The organism is Buttiauxella massiliensis, assembly GCF_902500225.1.
GTDB classification, from domain to species: domain Bacteria; phylum Pseudomonadota; class Gammaproteobacteria; order Enterobacterales; family Enterobacteriaceae; genus Buttiauxella; species Buttiauxella massiliensis.
This window is the reverse complement of the sequence record NZ_LR722665.1, coordinates 1-15,912: the sequence shown is the minus strand read 5'-3', so window position 1 is coordinate 15,912 and position 15,912 is coordinate 1. Positions and strand designations below refer to the sequence as shown.

At 49.3% G+C, this 15,912-nt stretch carries 13 protein-coding genes; 8 read left to right on the top strand and 5 right to left on the bottom strand.

All coding sequences use genetic code 11. From position 1 onward, the window contains the following. Positions 1–115: 115 nt before the first annotated feature. The 4 genes from hisS to der all read left to right on the top strand — a co-directional run bounded on the left by hisS (position 116) and on the right by der (position 4,866). Positions 116–1,390, top strand: a complete 1,275-nt coding sequence (hisS, locus tag GC128_RS20080) for a histidine--tRNA ligase (protein WP_151995791.1) — start codon at positions 116–118, stop codon at positions 1,388–1,390. Positions 1,391–1,426: 36 nt separating this feature from the next. Then, positions 1,427–2,047, top strand: a complete 621-nt coding sequence (locus tag GC128_RS20075; RefSeq protein ID WP_151995790.1) for a YfgM family protein — start codon at positions 1,427–1,429, stop codon at positions 2,045–2,047. Positions 2,048–2,057: 10 nt separating this feature from the next. Next, positions 2,058–3,239 carry an outer membrane protein assembly factor BamB gene (gene bamB / locus GC128_RS20070; protein ID WP_151995789.1) on the top strand — a complete coding sequence of 394 codons (1,182 nt, stop codon included), beginning with the start codon at positions 2,058–2,060 and terminating at the stop codon, positions 3,237–3,239. 121 nt (positions 3,240–3,360) lie between these two features. After that, positions 3,361–4,866 carry a ribosome biogenesis GTPase Der gene (gene der, locus GC128_RS20065; protein ID WP_151995788.1) on the top strand — a complete coding sequence of 502 codons (1,506 nt, stop codon included), beginning with the start codon at positions 3,361–3,363 and terminating at the stop codon, positions 4,864–4,866. Positions 4,867–4,934: 68 nt separating this feature from the next. On the opposite strand, the gene GC128_RS20060 is transcribed toward der, so the two are convergent. Then, a complete protein-coding gene (locus tag GC128_RS20060; protein ID WP_151995787.1) occupies positions 4,935–5,546 on the bottom strand; it encodes a lysozyme inhibitor LprI family protein in 612 nt (203 codons plus the stop codon). Positions 5,547–6,086: 540 nt separating this feature from the next. On the opposite strand from GC128_RS20060, the gene GC128_RS20055 reads away from it, so the two are divergent. After that, positions 6,087–6,764 (top strand): transporter substrate-binding domain-containing protein, encoded by a 678-nt coding sequence (locus tag GC128_RS20055; RefSeq protein WP_151995786.1) that lies wholly within the window; start codon positions 6,087–6,089, stop codon positions 6,762–6,764. Here GC128_RS20055 and eutC read toward each other — a convergent pair. Genes eutC through eat form a run of 3 tightly spaced genes read right to left on the bottom strand, consistent with a single transcriptional unit; the run spans position 6,756 to position 10,303 of the window. Beyond that, positions 6,756–7,529, bottom strand: coding sequence for an ethanolamine ammonia-lyase subunit EutC (eutC, locus tag GC128_RS20050; protein ID WP_151995785.1), 774 nt, complete (start codon positions 7,527–7,529; stop codon positions 6,756–6,758). The two genes, GC128_RS20055 and eutC, sit on opposite strands and share 9 nt — an antisense overlap. Further along, positions 7,526–8,914, bottom strand: a complete 1,389-nt coding sequence (locus GC128_RS20045) for an ethanolamine ammonia-lyase subunit EutB (protein WP_151995784.1) — start codon at positions 8,912–8,914, stop codon at positions 7,526–7,528. Before GC128_RS20045 ends, eutC begins: the two co-directional genes overlap by 4 nt. Positions 8,915–8,923: 9 nt before the next feature. Continuing rightward, the gene (gene eat, locus GC128_RS20040; RefSeq protein ID WP_151995783.1) at positions 8,924–10,303 is read right to left on the bottom strand and encodes an ethanolamine permease; all 1,380 of its coding nucleotides are present in this window, start codon (positions 10,301–10,303) and stop codon (positions 8,924–8,926) included. A 268-nt stretch (positions 10,304–10,571) separates the two neighbouring features. On the opposite strand from eat, the gene GC128_RS20035 reads away from it, so the two are divergent. Further along, positions 10,572–10,793, top strand: coding sequence for a zinc ribbon domain-containing protein (locus GC128_RS20035; protein WP_151995782.1), 222 nt, complete (start codon positions 10,572–10,574; stop codon positions 10,791–10,793). 3 nt (positions 10,794–10,796) lie between these two features. Here GC128_RS20035 and xseA read toward each other — a convergent pair whose 3' ends face one another. Further along, complete coding sequence (xseA, locus tag GC128_RS20030) at positions 10,797–12,179, bottom strand: exodeoxyribonuclease VII large subunit (RefSeq protein WP_151995781.1); 1,383 nt, start codon at positions 12,177–12,179, stop codon at positions 10,797–10,799. A gap of 169 nt (positions 12,180–12,348) precedes the next feature. On the opposite strand from xseA, the gene guaB reads away from it, so the two are divergent. Next, positions 12,349–13,815, top strand: a complete 1,467-nt coding sequence (gene guaB, locus GC128_RS20025; protein ID WP_151995780.1) for an IMP dehydrogenase — start codon at positions 12,349–12,351, stop codon at positions 13,813–13,815. A 192-nt stretch (positions 13,816–14,007) separates the two neighbouring features. Beyond that, the gene (guaA, locus tag GC128_RS20020) at positions 14,008–15,585 is read left to right on the top strand and encodes a glutamine-hydrolyzing GMP synthase (protein WP_064513022.1); all 1,578 of its coding nucleotides are present in this window, start codon (positions 14,008–14,010) and stop codon (positions 15,583–15,585) included. Positions 15,586–15,912: the final 327 nt, after the last annotated feature.

Sequence of the window (15,912 nt, the reverse complement as noted above, 5' to 3'; positions counted from 1 at the left end):
GCGGCAATCGAATGAATCCCGATGAGCTTACTTGAGTAAGTGATTCGGGTGAACGAAAGCAGCCAACAACCCTGTATCTTGAAGGGCGACGGGTAAAATTTGGTAGAGAATAAACGTGGCAAAAAACATTCAAGCCATCCGCGGCATGAACGATTACCTGCCTGGCGAAACCGCCATTTGGCAGCGCATTGAAGGCATTCTGAAACAGGTGCTCGGCAGCTACGGTTACAGTGAAATCCGTTTGCCGATTGTAGAGCAGACCCCGTTATTCAAACGCGCAATCGGTGAAGTCACCGACGTGGTTGAAAAAGAGATGTATACCTTTGAGGACCGCAACGGCGATAGCCTGACTTTGCGTCCTGAAGGCACCGCGGGCTGCGTGCGTGCCGGTATCGAACATGGTCTTCTGTACAATCAGGAACAGCGCTTGTGGTACATCGGGCCGATGTTCCGCCATGAGCGTCCGCAAAAAGGGCGTTACCGTCAGTTTAATCAGTTGGGTGTCGAAGTATTTGGTCTGCAAGGGCCAGATATTGACGCTGAACTGATCATGCTGACTGCTCGCTGGTGGCGTGCATTGGGTATCGACAAGCACGTACACCTGGAATTGAACTCAATTGGTTCGCTTGAAGCGCGTGCCAACTACCGTGATGCGCTGGTCGCGTTCCTGGAACAGCATAAAGAGAAGCTTGACGAAGATTGCCAGCGTCGCATGTACAGCAACCCATTGCGCGTACTGGACTCTAAAAATCCTGAAGTTCAGGCTCTGCTGGATGATGCGCCGACGCTTGGCGACTATCTGGACGAAGAGTCCCGTGAGCATTTCGCAGGTCTATGCCAATACCTTGATGCTGCCGGTATCGCGTACACCGTGAATCAGCGCCTGGTACGCGGTCTGGATTACTACAACCGTACCGTTTTCGAATGGGTGACAAGCAGTCTTGGTTCCCAAGGCACCGTTTGCGCGGGTGGCCGTTACGACGGTTTGGTCGAGCAACTGGGTGGCCGCGCGGCACCTGCTGTTGGCTTCGCTATGGGTCTGGAACGACTTGTTTTACTGGTTCAAGCTATCAACCCGGAATTTAAAGCCGAATCTGTTGTCGATATTTACCTGATATCGTCAGGTCAGGGAACGCAAGCTGCAGCAATGCTGTTAGCTGAGCAATTACGTGATCAGGTCCCGGCTATCAAGCTGATGACCAACTATGGCGGTGGCAACTTCAAGAAGCAGTTCGTCCGTGCAGATAAGTGGGGCGCACGTGTAGCCCTGGTGCTTGGCGAAACCGAAGTTGCAAGTGGTCAGGTCGTCGTGAAGGATCTGCGCACAGGTGAGCAAACTACCGTTGAGCAAGTAAACGCGGTCGCTCATTTGCAGGCGCTACTGGGTTAATTTCCCCAGTGATAAATCGTTAAGGAGAAGGACTGCGTGGAAATTTACGAAAACGATAACGAACAGGTTGATGCAGTAAAACGCTTCTTTGCTGAAAACGGCAAAGCGCTAGTGGTTGGTGTCGTATTAGGTATTGGCGCACTGGTTGGTTGGCGTTACTGGAACGGTCATCAGGTTGAAAGCTCGATGGCTTCTTCTCTCGAATATCAAACTGTGACAGATGCTGTGCGTGCCGATCAACCTGCAACACTGAGTGCTGCAGAGAAATTCGCTGCCGGCACAAAGAATACATATGGTGCTTTAGCGTCATTGGAATTGGCTCAGAAATATGCTGATAACAATGATCTGGCGAAAGCGGCAGCCCAATTGCAGCAAGGCCTGAGCAGCACCAGCGATGCAAATTTGCAGGCGCTTATCAACGCACGTCTGGCACGTATTCAAATACAACAAAAGCAATCTGATGCGGCGCTGAAAACCCTCGACAGTATTAAAGGCGAAGGTTGGGTAGCGATTGTTGCTGATTTGCGCGGTGAAGCGCTGCTCAGCAAAGGGGACAAGCAAGGTGCACGCGATGCGTGGAGCAAAGGCTCACAAACTGATGCTTCTCCAGCCCTGCGCGAAATGATGCAGATGAAAATTAATAATTTGTCGAGCTAAGAGGGACCCGATGCAATTGCGTAAACTACTTGTACCAGGGCTGATTTCTCTGACGCTGCTCAGCGGTTGTTCACTGTTTAGCGGTGAAGAAGACGTGGTAAAGATGTCTCCACTGCCGACAGTTGAAAACCAGTTTGAACCTGAAAAATCATGGAGTACTTCTGTTGGTAGCGGTATTGGTGATTTCTATTCCAATCTGCATCCAGCATGGCAGGACGGCAATATTTACGCCGCAGACCGCCGTGGTACCGTTAAAGCCGTTAACGCGGATGATGGTAAAGAAGTCTGGTCTGTTGATCTGTCTGAAAAGACAAACTTCTACTCCAGCAACCTGCCAGCACTGCTTTCTGGTGGTGTAACGGTTGATGGTGCGCATGTATACATTGGTAGTGAGAAAGCGCAGGTTTATGCGCTTAACACCTCTGATGGTAGTATTGCGTGGCAAAGCAAAGCTGCAGGCGAAGTCCTCTCTCGTCCTGTGGTCAGCGACGGTTTAGTTCTGGTTCACACCAGCAATGGCCAGCTTCAGGCATTTGATGAAACTGACGGTGCAGTGAAATGGACCGTAAACCTGGATATGCCAGCACTTTCTCTGCGCGGCGAATCTGCACCTGCAATAGCGTTCGGTGCCGCAGTTGTTGGTGGTGATAACGGTCGCGTTAGCGCTGTGTTAATGAAACAAGGCCAGCTTATTTGGCAACAGCGTATCTCTCAGGCAACCGGTGCTACCGAAATTGACCGTCTGAGCGATGTTGATACCACACCTGTTATTGTTAATGGTGTGGTCTATGCTCTGGCATATAACGGTAACCTGACTGCACTGGACTTACGTTCAGGCCAGGTGATGTGGAAACGTGAACTGGGTTCAGTAAACGACTTCATCGTTGATGCGAACCGTATTTTCCTTGTCGATCAGAATGACCGCGTTGTTGCTCTGAATGCTGATGGCGGTGTAACGCTGTGGACGCAAAGCGACCTGCTGCACCGTAATCTGACCTCTCCTGTTCTGTACAACGGTTATCTGGTTGTAGGTGACAGCGAAGGGTATATGCACTGGATCAATGCCGACGACGGCCGCTTTGTTGCTCAACAAAAAGTGGACAGTTCTGGCTTCCAGACTGAGCCAGTTGTTGCCAGCGACAAGCTGCTGATTCAGGCGAAAGACGGTACGTTGTACGCTATCAAGCGTTAAATTTGCCTGAAGTATTTTAAGTGCGAAACGGTTCCGGTAGTCCAGGAGCCGTTTCCTGTTTTTAGAAACGATGTGATTTGACGTCGTTTGAAGATGAATTTTGAGTTATGAGGTTTTAATCATGGTACCTGTGGTTGCGCTTGTCGGGCGCCCTAATGTCGGAAAATCCACGTTGTTTAACCGCTTGACGCGTACCCGAGATGCGCTGGTCGCGGATTTCCCGGGGCTGACTCGCGACCGCAAGTATGGTCGTGCTGAAGTGGAAGGCCGCGAATTTATTGCTATTGATACCGGTGGTATTGATGGCACGGAAGACGGCGTTGAAACGCATATGGCGGCACAATCGTTGTTGGCGATTGAAGAAGCCGATGTCGTGCTGTTTATGGTTGATGCGCGTGCAGGCCTGATGCCTGCCGATGAAGCTATCGCTAAACACCTGCGCTCACGTCAGAAGCCTACCTTCCTGGTAGCGAATAAAACTGATGGTATGGACCCTGACCAGGCGGTTATTGATTTCTACTCCTTGGGTTTAGGTGAAATTCACCCGATTGCTGCTTCTCATGGCCGCGGCGTGACAACTCTTCTCGAACACGTTCTGATTCCTTTCATCGACGAAAAAAATCCGCGTGAGCCGGAAGAAGAAATCGATGAAGATGCAGCCTACTGGGCGGCATTCAATGCTAAAAATGGCATTGTGTCTGAAGATGATGAGATGGAAGAAGAAGAGGAAGAAGAAGCCTTCAACCCTATTGATTTACCCATCAAGCTGGCGATTGTTGGCCGTCCTAACGTAGGTAAGTCAACGCTTACTAACCGTATTCTTGGCGAAGACCGCGTTGTGGTTTACGACATGCCGGGCACCACCCGTGACAGCATCTACATCCCAATGGAACGTGACGAACGTGAATTCATTCTTATCGACACCGCAGGTGTACGTAAGCGTGGGAAAATCACTGAAACCGTTGAGAAATTCTCGGTAATCAAAACGCTGCAAGCGATTGAAGATGCCAACGTTGTATTGCTGGTGATTGATGCGCGTGAAGGTATTTCCGATCAGGATCTCTCTCTGCTCGGCTTTATCCTGAATAGTGGGCGCTCACTGGTAATTGTTGTCAATAAGTGGGATGGCCTGAGCAACGAAGTCAGAGAGCAAGTTAAAGAGACGCTGGATTATCGTCTGGGCTTCATCGACTTTGCTCGCGTACACTTCATCTCTGCGCTGCACGGTAGCGGTGTAGGCAACTTGTTTGAGTCTGTTCGTGAAGCGTATGACAGCTCTACTCGTCGCGTAAGCACGGCGTTACTGACTCGTATCATGTCTATGGCTGCTGAAGATCACCAGCCACCGTTGGTACGTGGCCGTCGCGTTAAGCTGAAATATGCTCACGCCGGTGGTTATAACCCACCAATTGTTGTGATTCACGGTAACCAGGTAAAAGACCTGCCAGACTCCTACAAACGCTATCTGATGAACTACTTCCGCAAATCGCTGGATGTAATGGGTACGCCAATTCGTATCCAGTTCAAGGAAGGGGAGAACCCGTTTGCTAACAAACGTAACACCCTGACGCCGAACCAGATGCGTAAACGTCAGCGCTTGATTAAACACATCAAGAAAAGCAAATAATTTGTTGCGGAGATAACCGCTTACGAAAAGTAAAAACCCGGTTTTCACACCGGGTTTTTTTATAACCGTTATTCCTTAATTTGATACTTACTTTGCAGTTCACTCAAACGCTGTTGATAAGAGTCTGCAAGGCATGCGTTTTTATCGTCTTCCTTCCAGCACTCATTTCTTCCTTTAATCCATCCACGCTGCTCGGCTTTAAGCGTTGAATTATTATGGGATTTTACCAGCGCCTGTTTGTAGGTTTCGGTCAATTTAAGATCCATTGCTGATAGCGTGGAGCTTTGGCAGACAAGATCTTCCATGCTGCCTTTAGTTACCGCAGCACAAGAAAATGATGGGCCAGCTTTAGCTGGGGTTTTCTTCTGTGCAGTCGGCGCAAAACTCACTTCATCCTCGGCTAAACAGACCCCATGGATACGGTTTGGACCTGTGAACGAAATGTCAGGATTACCTTCTGTTGAACGCACAATACTGATAACCGTTTTTCCACTGGTTGCTTCCCAGTAGGATGGGCTGCTCTGTTTAACCGTCGCTTTTTTGCCATCAACCCAAACGCCGCCGTTGCCGTCGCTGTACACGCCAGTAGTTTTCCCACAGCTAAAATTGAATGCCTGTGGCGGAGCGGCGAATGAAGCCAGAGGAAGTAGGGCAAGTGCAATGAGAGTGTACTTTTTCATGATCAAACCTTAGGTTAAAGCAGTGATATTTTACTAATGATTATAATATAAAAAGAAAAATAAAATATAATAAGGTCTCATATAATTGAGGTTTTATAACTCAAATAATATAAAAACCCATAAATAAATATCACTTTGTTATTAATGAGCCGATAATGCATTCATAACAAAAAATACAAAAATGATGCATTATCTATATCCTTTCTAAACGAGCGGATTTTAATCACCTGAAGTATTGCATCATCAAACCTCTCTATGTATTACTTAATAAAAGAGAACACATTGGCGAGTAATCAAAATGTTAAAGTCAATACTTGGCCTGATGAAATATGTTGTGATTTTGTTTTTTTCTTTATTTTCATTTATTATCAGGTCAGATGATTCGATAACTAATATTAAAAATAATCACAGCATTACTTTTTCCTACTTGGATGGTGAGTTTCCATTTTCCTATACAATGGCAGGTAAACCCACGGGTATAGCTATTGATTTATGCAAAAGCGTGGCTGAACATATTGGGAAGGAACTGGGGGGGAACCACTGGAGATTCATTGGATTAAAGTATCTCCAGCCGCACATTTCCAGTCACTGCTGACTTATAAATCTGATGTTGAATGTTCGAACATAACTAATACCAGTGATCGAAGGAAATTTATATTATTTTTCAATGCCTTATTTTATGCATCTACAGCATTTATTTCACATAAAGAGGATCACCTCGGCAGCATCAAAATGTTGTCCGGCCATACTATTTTTGTCACTTCCGGTGATATCGCCGTGGAGACTGTAGCAAAGTTAAATGTTAGGTTAGGCTATTCGCTTTTTACCCCTCTTTCTCAATCGGCGGTGTCGGGGTTTGAGGAGATGAAAGTGACCAATAATTCTGTATTTGTTGCTGATGATGTTTTGCTGTATTCGCTCAAGGCTGCAAGTGAAAAAACGGGTTGCTATAATATCTCCCAGGATAATCTTATTGCTGCACAACCATTTGCATTAGCGTTGCTCCGTCAATCAATTACGCTGCAAAAAGCAGTTAATAATGCAATGATGGAAATGTTTTTTACTAACGAATTTGACAAGATTTATAACAAATGGTTTTTATCGCCAGTACCACCGGATAACATTTTAATTAATATGCCGATGCCAGCTCGTTTGAAGCAGGAAATAGCGAAATGGAACGTTCAATATCCTTCGCTGGCCCATAAAAAACTATTCTAAACCGATGAGTGGCTTAATTCTCTGCTGCAAGGCGGGGTTATCGCTTTCATCTTTCAGTTTTACACCAGTTAAACGGCGCAAAAATGCTTGCTCTAGTAACCAGGCGAGTTTAAATGCGCCAGCACAATGACTCAGCCCTTCCGGGCGAATATTAGAAATACAGTTGCGTTCTGACTCCAGTCGTTCTCGCTCTGGTTTCCACGTCAGATACACGCCCAAACTATCAGGCGATGAAAGCCCGGGGCGCTCGCCAATCAGCATTGCTACGGCTTTGCAATTTAGTATCTCACCAATATCATCTCCAAGTGCAACACGCGCCTGATGTGCCAGTACGACTGGGGCAAGCGTAAGCCCAAGCGTTTTTACATAGGGCAGAAGTTCACGAATTAACGCAACAGATTGACGGTGGACCGCATGAGAAGAAAGCCCGTCACCAATCACCAGCAACAGGTCGTAACTTCCAATATTGCTGGTTAGTAGCGTATTCCGACTTCCATCACTCAACTGGCGACCTAAATCGGGCCGGTTCAAATAGATGTGTCTGTCTTCAGCTGCACTCTTAACTGTTAAGGTCATTAGGCCCAATTCGGCTAATTCGTTGCTGATCTCATCACTATGGAATGGTTGATGAACTGCGTCCCTGGCCTGCGCGTGAGCAAGGCCAAAATTCAGCACTTCTTTGGTTGGCAGACTTGCGCCACTGCGTCCAAGTGCGATGCGCGCATCGGTGAACTCCCGTAGCAATGTCCAGGCATCTGAATTCATAAGTTTACCACTTGAGGGAGAGCGGTTAGCAGTGGATGGTTGATCCCGTTTAAGCGAAGCTGCCCATGAGTATCAATGATCTGCATACGGATCAGCCATTCGGCGAACTCAGGTGCATGTTTAAGTCCCAACAAGCGGCGGACATACAGGGCGTCGTGGAATGAAGTGCTTTGATAGTTGAGCATGATGTCATCAGCACCCGGCACACCGATTAAAAAGGTGAGCCCGGCGTTGCACAGCAGAGTAAGCAAGGTATCCATATCATCCTGGTCCGCTTCGGCGTGATTGGTGTAGCAAACATCACAACCCAACGGCAGCCCCATCAACTTGCCACAGAAATGATCCTCCAGGCCGGCACGAATAATTTGTTTACCGTCATACAGATATTCAGGGCCAATAAATCCTACGACTGTGTTTACCAGCAACGGATTGAAATGACGTGCGACAGAATAGGCGCGGGCTTCGCAAGTTTGCTGATCAACACCATGATGCGCATTAGAAGACAGGCAACTGCCCTGGCCGGTTTCGAAATACATCACGTTATTGCCGAGCGTGCCGCGATTTAAACTTAACGCGGCATCATAAGCCTCTTGCAACAACGCCAGATTAATTCCAAAACCACTGTTGGCGGCTTCGGTTCCCGCTACAGACTGAAAAACTAAATCTACGGGGGCACCACGTTCAATCAGCTGCAATGTGTTAGTCACATGAGTTAATACGCAGGATTGAGTCGGAATGGCAAAACGGCTGATGATGTCATCCATCATGTAGTTCAGTCGTTCAAGCACTGGCAGGCTATCGCTTGCCGGATTAATGCCCACCACCGCATCACCTGCACCGTACAGTAATCCATCGAGCATACTGGCAGCTATGCCTTTTAAATCATCGGTTGGGTGATTGGGTTGCAAACGTACGCTGAGCCGGCCAGGTAATCCGATGGTATTGCGAAATTTTGTCGTCACCTGGCACTTGCTCGCTGTCAGGATCAAATCCTGGTTGCGCATCAACTTACTTACTGCTGCTGCCATTTCCGGTGTGATGCCTTTTGCGACGCTGCGTAAGGTCTCACTATCGGTGGTGTCAGCAAGCAGCCAATCACGAAAATCACCTACGGTTAAATGGCTGATGGTCTTGAAAGCAGTTTTATCGTGAGTATCAATAATCAGGCGGGTGACTTCGTCATCTTCGTAGGCAATTAGCGGGTTATCGAGAATTTCACGCAATGGTACGTCAGCCAACGCTATTTTTGCGGCCATCCGCTCTTCAGCTGATTCTGCTGCGATTCTTGCCAGGTTATCCCCGGATCTCGCCGGGGATGCTTTAGCCATTAGCGCCTTGAGGCTGGCGAACCGATAACTGCGATGCGCCAGAGTGGTGTTATACATTTCTCCTCCTCAGGAGATTGCCCGAAGTTGTGGATCCAATGCCGCACGCTCTCGTGCACTCGCTGTGGTTCTGAACCAGATATAACCTGCAAGCATCATGGCGGCGAAAATCATCGCCAGTAATGTGTTGTAGTATACCATCGCAGCCAGACACAAGACGGCCATCGCCAGGGCAAAGGCAGGGGCAAACGGGAAGAGTGGGGCTCTGAACGGGCGGATGAGATTTGGCTCGCTGCGGCGCAATTTAAACAGTGCCGCCATCGATGTGATGTACATAACAATCGCGCCAAATACTGACATTGTCACAATACAGGCGGTGAGCGGCATTCCACTGATGGTGATAAGTGAGTCAGAAAAAATAGCTGCGATTCCCACAACACCGCCTGCAAGAATTGCCAGCGTCGGTGTGCGAGTCCGGCTATTAAGTTTGGCGAGACTTGCCGGTAGATAGCCCGCTCGTGCCAGAGAATAAATTTGGCGGGAATAGCCCATAATAATGCCGTGGAACGAGGCAACTAAGCCGAACAATCCCAGCCAAACCAACATATGCAACCAACCGCTGTTACTGCCAACTACCACTTTCATTGCCTGCGGTAGCGGGTCGTTAATGTTAGCTAGCGTACGCCAGTCGCCGACGCCGCCAGCGAAAACCATCACGCCAATGGCCAGAACAGTCAGAGTGATAATACCGCCGCCAAGTGCGCGTGGAATGGTGCGTTGTGGGTCTTTTGCTTCTTCTGCCGCCATTGAAGCGCCTTCAATGGCGAGGAAAAACCAGATAGCAAAGGGAATTGCGGCAAACATCCCAGGTAATGCCAGCTCGCTGAAACTATTTGAGCCAGCCCAGCCATTGGCCGTGAAATTCTCCCACGAGAAGCCCGGTGCTACCACGCCCATAAATACCAGCAACTCGAAGATAGCCAGCAGCGTGACAATTAATTCAAAGGTGGCGGCAATACCGACGCCAAGAATATTGAGGAGCATAAAGATGAGATACGCGCCGCAGGCTATCCACTTAGGATCAATCGCCGGGAATTGAACATTGAGATAGGCGCCAATTGCCATGGCAATGGCGGGCGGTGCGAAAACAAATTCGATAAGCGTCGCGAAACCAGCAATGAATCCTCCGGTAGGCCCAAATGCCCGGTAAGCGTAAGCAAACGGCCCACCGGCATGAGGAATTGCCGTAGTCAGTTCGGTGAAGCTAAAGATAAACGCGCAGTACATTGCGGCAATCGCGATTGCGACAATCAGGAACCCCATCGTTCCCGCCTGAGCCCAGCCATAACTCCAGCCGAAATACTCCCCGGATATCACCAGCCCTACAGCAATTCCCCAAAGACGGAAGCTGCCCAGTGTTCTTTTTAGTGTTGTTGTTTGCGTTGTCATTATTTACTGCCTCGCCATTAGTCACAGTATTTGTAAGGCGATGCAAACAGAATGCCAGAATATAAAATTAAAATTAATCATATATATAGTGATGTCTGGATGAACAAAACGGGAAGTGTTGAAGTGTGTTGCACTGTTTTGGGGTGCGATATTGTTACATTTGGGAGAGTAGGCGACAAAGAGCGTTAATGATGCTTATTCGCCTGTTTGTCTTTATCATCGAAGACAACAGGCTCAGGCTTTCATAGAAGTGTTGTAAGGAGTGATGATGGAAATTAAATGCCCAGTGTGTGAACAACTGCTACAGCAAACAGACTCAGGTGCGCACTGCGAAAGATGCCAGCAGGAATTTCACCTGGAGGCCCGCTGCCCGGATTGCCACAAACCGTTGGAAGTCTTAAAAGCTTGTGGGGCCGTCGACTATTTCTGCCAGAACGGCCACGGGTTGATTTCAAAAAAACGCGTCGAATTCGTGCCCGTTGCTGACTAAGTTCTAACTTTCCGCCGCAATTTTACGTTTGCGAACAGGTTTCATCGGTGTAATGCCGGTGACCTGGCTTTCCACCCAGCCATCTTCAAGACGCGTAGTCAGCGTATCCCCGGAATGCACCTGTTTGGTTTTCTTCAGCACTTTGCCGTCTGTCGCCGTTGTTACGCTATAGCCACGAGCGAGCGTTGCCAGCGGGCTGACAGCTTCAAGCTGCGCGATAGCGGTGCCAAAGCGCTGCCGGGTATTGTTCAGCTGTGCGGTAACAACCTGCGATAAACGATATTCAAGCTGTTGCAGGCGAGTCTGCGCACGATGGATTCTTGGTTGCGGTTGTTGCTGATTCAAACGCTGCATCAGGCGTTGCTGCAGTTGGGTACCGCGGCGCAGCTTTGTGTCCATCGCGGCATTCAGGCGCTGCTGCAAACGCTCAAGTGTAGTTTGCTGGCGAGCCAGGCGCAGTTGTGGATGCTGCTGCTGCAAACGGTGATACAAACGAGTGAAACGCTGCGTGCGTTGGGCGAGATAGTAATCCATCGCCATTTCCATACGCTGCTGGTGGGACTGAATCTGGCGCAATAATTCAAGCTGGTTACGGCTGATAATCTCTGCCGCAGCGGATGGCGTGGGTGCACGAACATCTGCCACAAAATCGGCGATCGTGACGTCAGTTTCATGCCCTACGGCGCTAACAACCGGAATCGCACTGGCGAAAATCGCCCGTGCCACGCGCTCATCGTTAAAGCTCCACAAGTCTTCCAGTGAACCGCCGCCGCGCCCAACAATCAGCACATCACACTCTTTGCGCAGGTTCGCAAGTTCGATGGCGCGAACAATTTGCATTGGCGCATCGTTGCCCTGTACCGCTGTCGGGTAAATGATCACCGGCAAAGAGGGATCACGACGTTTTAGCACATGCAAAATATCATGCAGTGCAGCACCGGTTTTTGACGTGATGACGCCAACCTGACGTGCAGGCGTCGGCAATGGCTGCTTGTGGATTTGGTCGAACAAACCTTCAACGGTGAGGCGCTGTTTTAATTCTTCATATTGCTGCTGCAACAGCCCTTCACCGGCAGGCTGCATACTTTCAACGATTATCTGGTAATCACCACGCGGTTCATAAAGCGTGATGGTGGCACGCACCAAAACCTGCTGCCCATGTTGCGGGCGGAAAGTCACTCGCCGATTACTGTTGCGAAACATTGCTCCGCGAATCTGAGCTGTATCGTCTTTAAGTGTGAAGTACCAGTGACCGGAAGCCGGTTGGGTAAAGTTGGAGATTTCACCGCTGATCCAGACTTGCCCCATCTCTTGTTCCAGCAGCATGCGGACCGTCTGATTCAGACGGCTGACGGTAAAAATTGAAGGGGAATTTATCGATGACATGTGAGCCAGATCAAATTTTAAATCAGCGGGTTATTCGGTCAATAGTATCTTTCATATCGCACTTGGCAAGGAGTTTTCTGAAAAAAGTGTGGATGCAATCGATTCCGCTCTGTATAATGCCGCGGCAATATTTTATCTGTTCTCATTCACCCCAGGTTGAGATATTGCCATGCTACGAATCGCTAAAGAAGCACTGACGTTTGATGACGTTCTCCTCGTTCCAGCTCACTCTACAGTTCTGCCTAACACGGCCGATCTCAGCACCCAATTAACCAAAACTATTCGTTTGAATATCCCTATGCTGTCCGCAGCCATGGATACTGTAACGGAAGCCCGTCTGGCCATTGCATTGGCTCAGGAAGGTGGACTTGGTTTCATTCACAAAAACATGTCGATTGAACGCCAGGCTTCTGAAGTCAAACGCGTGAAAAAACACGAAAGTGGTGTTGTTACTGACCCACAGACCGTGTTGCCGACAACCACCCTGCACGAAATTAAAGAACTCACCGAGCGTAACGGCTTTGCGGGTTACCCTGTCGTGACCGAAGGTAACGAACTGGTTGGTATTATTACTGGCCGTGATATTCGTTTCGTTACCGACCTGAGCCAGCCTGTTAGCGTGTATATGACTCCGAAAGAGCGTCTGGTTACCGTGAAAGAAGGCGAAGCGCGTGATGTCGTGTTATCCAAGATGCACGAAAAACGTGTTGAGAAAGCGCTGGTTGTAGACAGCAATTTCCATCTGCTCGGCATGATCACCGTAAAAGACTTCCAGAAAGCAGAACGTAAACCTAACGCCTGTAAGGACGACCAGGGCCGTCTGCGTGTTGGGGCAGCCGTTGGCGCAGGTGCTGGCAACGAAGAGCGTATCGACGCTCTGGTGGCCGCTGGTGTCGATGTTTTACTGATTGACTCCTCTCATGGCCATTCCGAAGGCGTTCTGCAACGTATTCGTGATACTCGTGCTAAATATCCTGACCTGCAAATCATCGGCGGTAACGTCGCGACTGCTGCTGGCGCTCGCGCTCTGGCTGATGCCGGTGTGAGTGCGGTTAAAGTGGGTATCGGTCCAGGTTCAATCTGTACTACTCGTATCGTTACCGGCGTAGGTGTTCCGCAAATTACTGCGGTTGCTGATGCTGTTGAAGCACTGGAAGGGACGGGCATTCCTGTTATCGCTGACGGCGGTATTCGTTTCTCTGGTGACATTGCTAAAGCTATCGCTGCTGGTGCATCTGCGGTAATGGTTGGCGGCATGTTGGCAGGGACTGAAGAATCTCCAGGTGAAATCGAACTTTACCAGGGCCGTTCTTTCAAATCCTACCGCGGTATGGGTTCTCTGGGCGCGATGTCCAAAGGCTCTTCTGACCGTTACTTCCAGACTGACAACGCAGCCGACAAACTGGTACCGGAAGGTATCGAAGGTCGTGTGGCGTACAAAGGTCACCTGAAAGCGATCGTTCATCAGCAGATGGGGGGCCTGCGTTCCTGTATGGGCCTGACCGGCTGTGCTACCATCGACGACCTGCGTACCAAAGCGGAATTTGTACGCATCAGTGGTGCGGGCATTCAGGAAAGTCATGTGCACGATGTGACGATCACTAAAGAGTCCCCAAATTACCGCATGGGCTCTTAATTCTTTTCGACCTGATTGCTCGTCATACTTCGAGCTGCAAATGCGTTGGCTGCACTCGCTCACCCCAGTCACTTACTTATGTAAGCTCCTGGGGATTCACGAGCTTGCCACCTTTTTGCAACTCGAATTATTTAGAGCCAATGTTTAGGGCGATTTACTTTATCTGTTTCACTTGCCTCGGAATAAGCGTCAATGACGGAAAATATCCATAAACATCGCATACTTATCCTTGATTTCGGTTCTCAGTACACCCAACTGGTTGCGCGCCGTGTGCGTGAGTTGGGCGTTTACTGTGAGCTGTGGGCATGGGATGTCACGGAAGCACAGATTCGTGAATTCAATCCAAGCGGTATCATCCTTTCTGGTGGCCCGGAAAGTACTACTGAGCTGAACAGCCCACGCGCTCCTGAATATGTCTTTACCGCTGGCGTGCCTGTATTTGGCGTGTGCTACGGCATGCAGACCATGGCGATGCAGCTTGGCGGCCATGTTGAAGGTTCCAACGAACGTGAGTTCGGCTATGCGCAGGTTGAGGTGAAAACTGACAGCGCACTGGTTCGCGGTATCGAAGATTCTCTGAGTGCAGATGGCAAACCATTGCTGGATGTCTGGATGAGCCACGGCGATAAAGTCACCGCGATTCCTTCGGACTTCGTGACCGTTGCCAGTACTGAGACTTGCCCGTTTGCAATTATGGCAAACGAAGAAAAACGTTTTTATGGCGTGCAGTTCCACCCGGAAGTGACCCATACCCGCCAGGGCCAGCGTTTGCTGGAGCGTTTTGTTCTGGATATCTGCGGCTGCGAAGCGCTGTGGACTCCGGCAAAAATTATCGAAGATGCGATTGTTCGCCTGCGTGAACAAGTCGGCAACGACAAGGTGATTCTTGGCCTGTCCGGTGGCGTGGATTCTTCCGTTACCGCGATGCTGCTGCACCGCGCCATTGGTGACCGTCTGACTTGCGTGTTCGTAGATAACGGGCTGCTGCGTTTGAATGAAGCAGAGCAAGTGATGGATATGTTTGGCGACCACTTTGGCCTGAATATTATTCACGTTAAAGGCGAAGAGCGTTTCCTGTCCGCGTTGAAAGGCGAGAACGATCCAGAAGCGAAACGTAAAATCATCGGCCGTGTGTTCGTTGAAGTGTTCGATGAAGAAGCACTGAAACTGGAAGATGTGAAGTGGTTGGCTCAGGGCACCATTTACCCTGACGTTATCGAATCTGCTGCCTCAGCTACCGGTAAAGCACATGTCATCAAATCTCACCACAACGTGGGCGGCTTGCCGAAAGAGATGAAGATGGGGCTGGTTGAGCCGTTGCGTGAGCTGTTCAAAGACGAAGTGCGTAAAATCGGCCTGGAACTCGGCCTGCCTTACGACATGCTGTATCGTCACCCGTTCCCGGGGCCAGGTCTTGGCGTGCGAGTACTGGGCGAAGTGAAGAAAGAGTATTGCGACCTGCTGCGTCGTGCTGATGCGATCTTTATTGAAGAACTGCACAAAGCAGATCTCTACAACAAAGTGAGCCAGGCATTCACCGTGTTCTTGCCGGTGCGTTCTGTTGGCGTGATGGGCGATGGCCGTAAATACGATTGGGTTGTATCACTGCGTGCAGTTGAAACCATCGACTTTATGACCGCGCATTGGGCACACCTGCCATACGATTTCCTTGGCCGTGTATCCAACCGCATTATCAACGAAGTTAACGGCATTTCCCGCGTGGTTTACGATATTTCTGGCAAACCGCCAGCAACTATCGAGTGGGAATGATTTCGCGTCTGGCTACAGCTGGCACCGATAAGCATTAAAAATACCTAAGCCCGCGTAATTGCGGGCTTTTTTGTTTTTATGTCTGGTAATGATTGGTAAGTTTTAGCATCGCCAAGCGCCGTTTTTTTATGGCATAGTTATTGGTATTACGAGTGCCTGATACCATGCTTTCGAATCAATACCATGCTGCCATTAGCGGCTTTGTTGAATAAATAGAATTTAGACAGCAGATCCTACTGTCAGTCATTTTCTCAGACAATCCGTACACTTTCTGGCATTCCTGCACGCGTCATTATGTTCAGTGCACGGACCATGGCCATAGCCTCA

What these genes read in the sequence shown, in the direction of transcription:
- eat (WP_151995783.1), bottom strand. Translation starts at nt 10,303, where the DNA reads ATGACAACGCAAACAACAACACTAAAAAGAACACTGGGCAGCTTCCGT.
- GC128_RS20060 (WP_151995787.1), bottom strand. Translation starts at nt 5,546, where the DNA reads ATGAAAAAGTACACTCTCATTGCACTTGCCCTACTTCCTCTGGCTTCA.
- bamB (WP_151995789.1), top strand. Translation starts at nt 2,058, where the DNA reads ATGCAATTGCGTAAACTACTTGTACCAGGGCTGATTTCTCTGACGCTG.
- GC128_RS20035 (WP_151995782.1), top strand. Translation starts at nt 10,572, where the DNA reads ATGGAAATTAAATGCCCAGTGTGTGAACAACTGCTACAGCAAACAGAC.
- der (WP_151995788.1), top strand. Translation starts at nt 3,361, where the DNA reads ATGGTACCTGTGGTTGCGCTTGTCGGGCGCCCTAATGTCGGAAAATCC.
- guaB (WP_151995780.1), top strand. Translation starts at nt 12,349, where the DNA reads ATGCTACGAATCGCTAAAGAAGCACTGACGTTTGATGACGTTCTCCTC.
- GC128_RS20045 (WP_151995784.1), bottom strand. Translation starts at nt 8,914, where the DNA reads ATGTATAACACCACTCTGGCGCATCGCAGTTATCGGTTCGCCAGCCTC.
- guaA (WP_064513022.1), top strand. Translation starts at nt 14,008, where the DNA reads ATGACGGAAAATATCCATAAACATCGCATACTTATCCTTGATTTCGGT.
- xseA (WP_151995781.1), bottom strand. Translation starts at nt 12,179, where the DNA reads ATGTCATCGATAAATTCCCCTTCAATTTTTACCGTCAGCCGTCTGAAT.
- eutC (WP_151995785.1), bottom strand. Translation starts at nt 7,529, where the DNA reads ATGAATTCAGATGCCTGGACATTGCTACGGGAGTTCACCGATGCGCGC.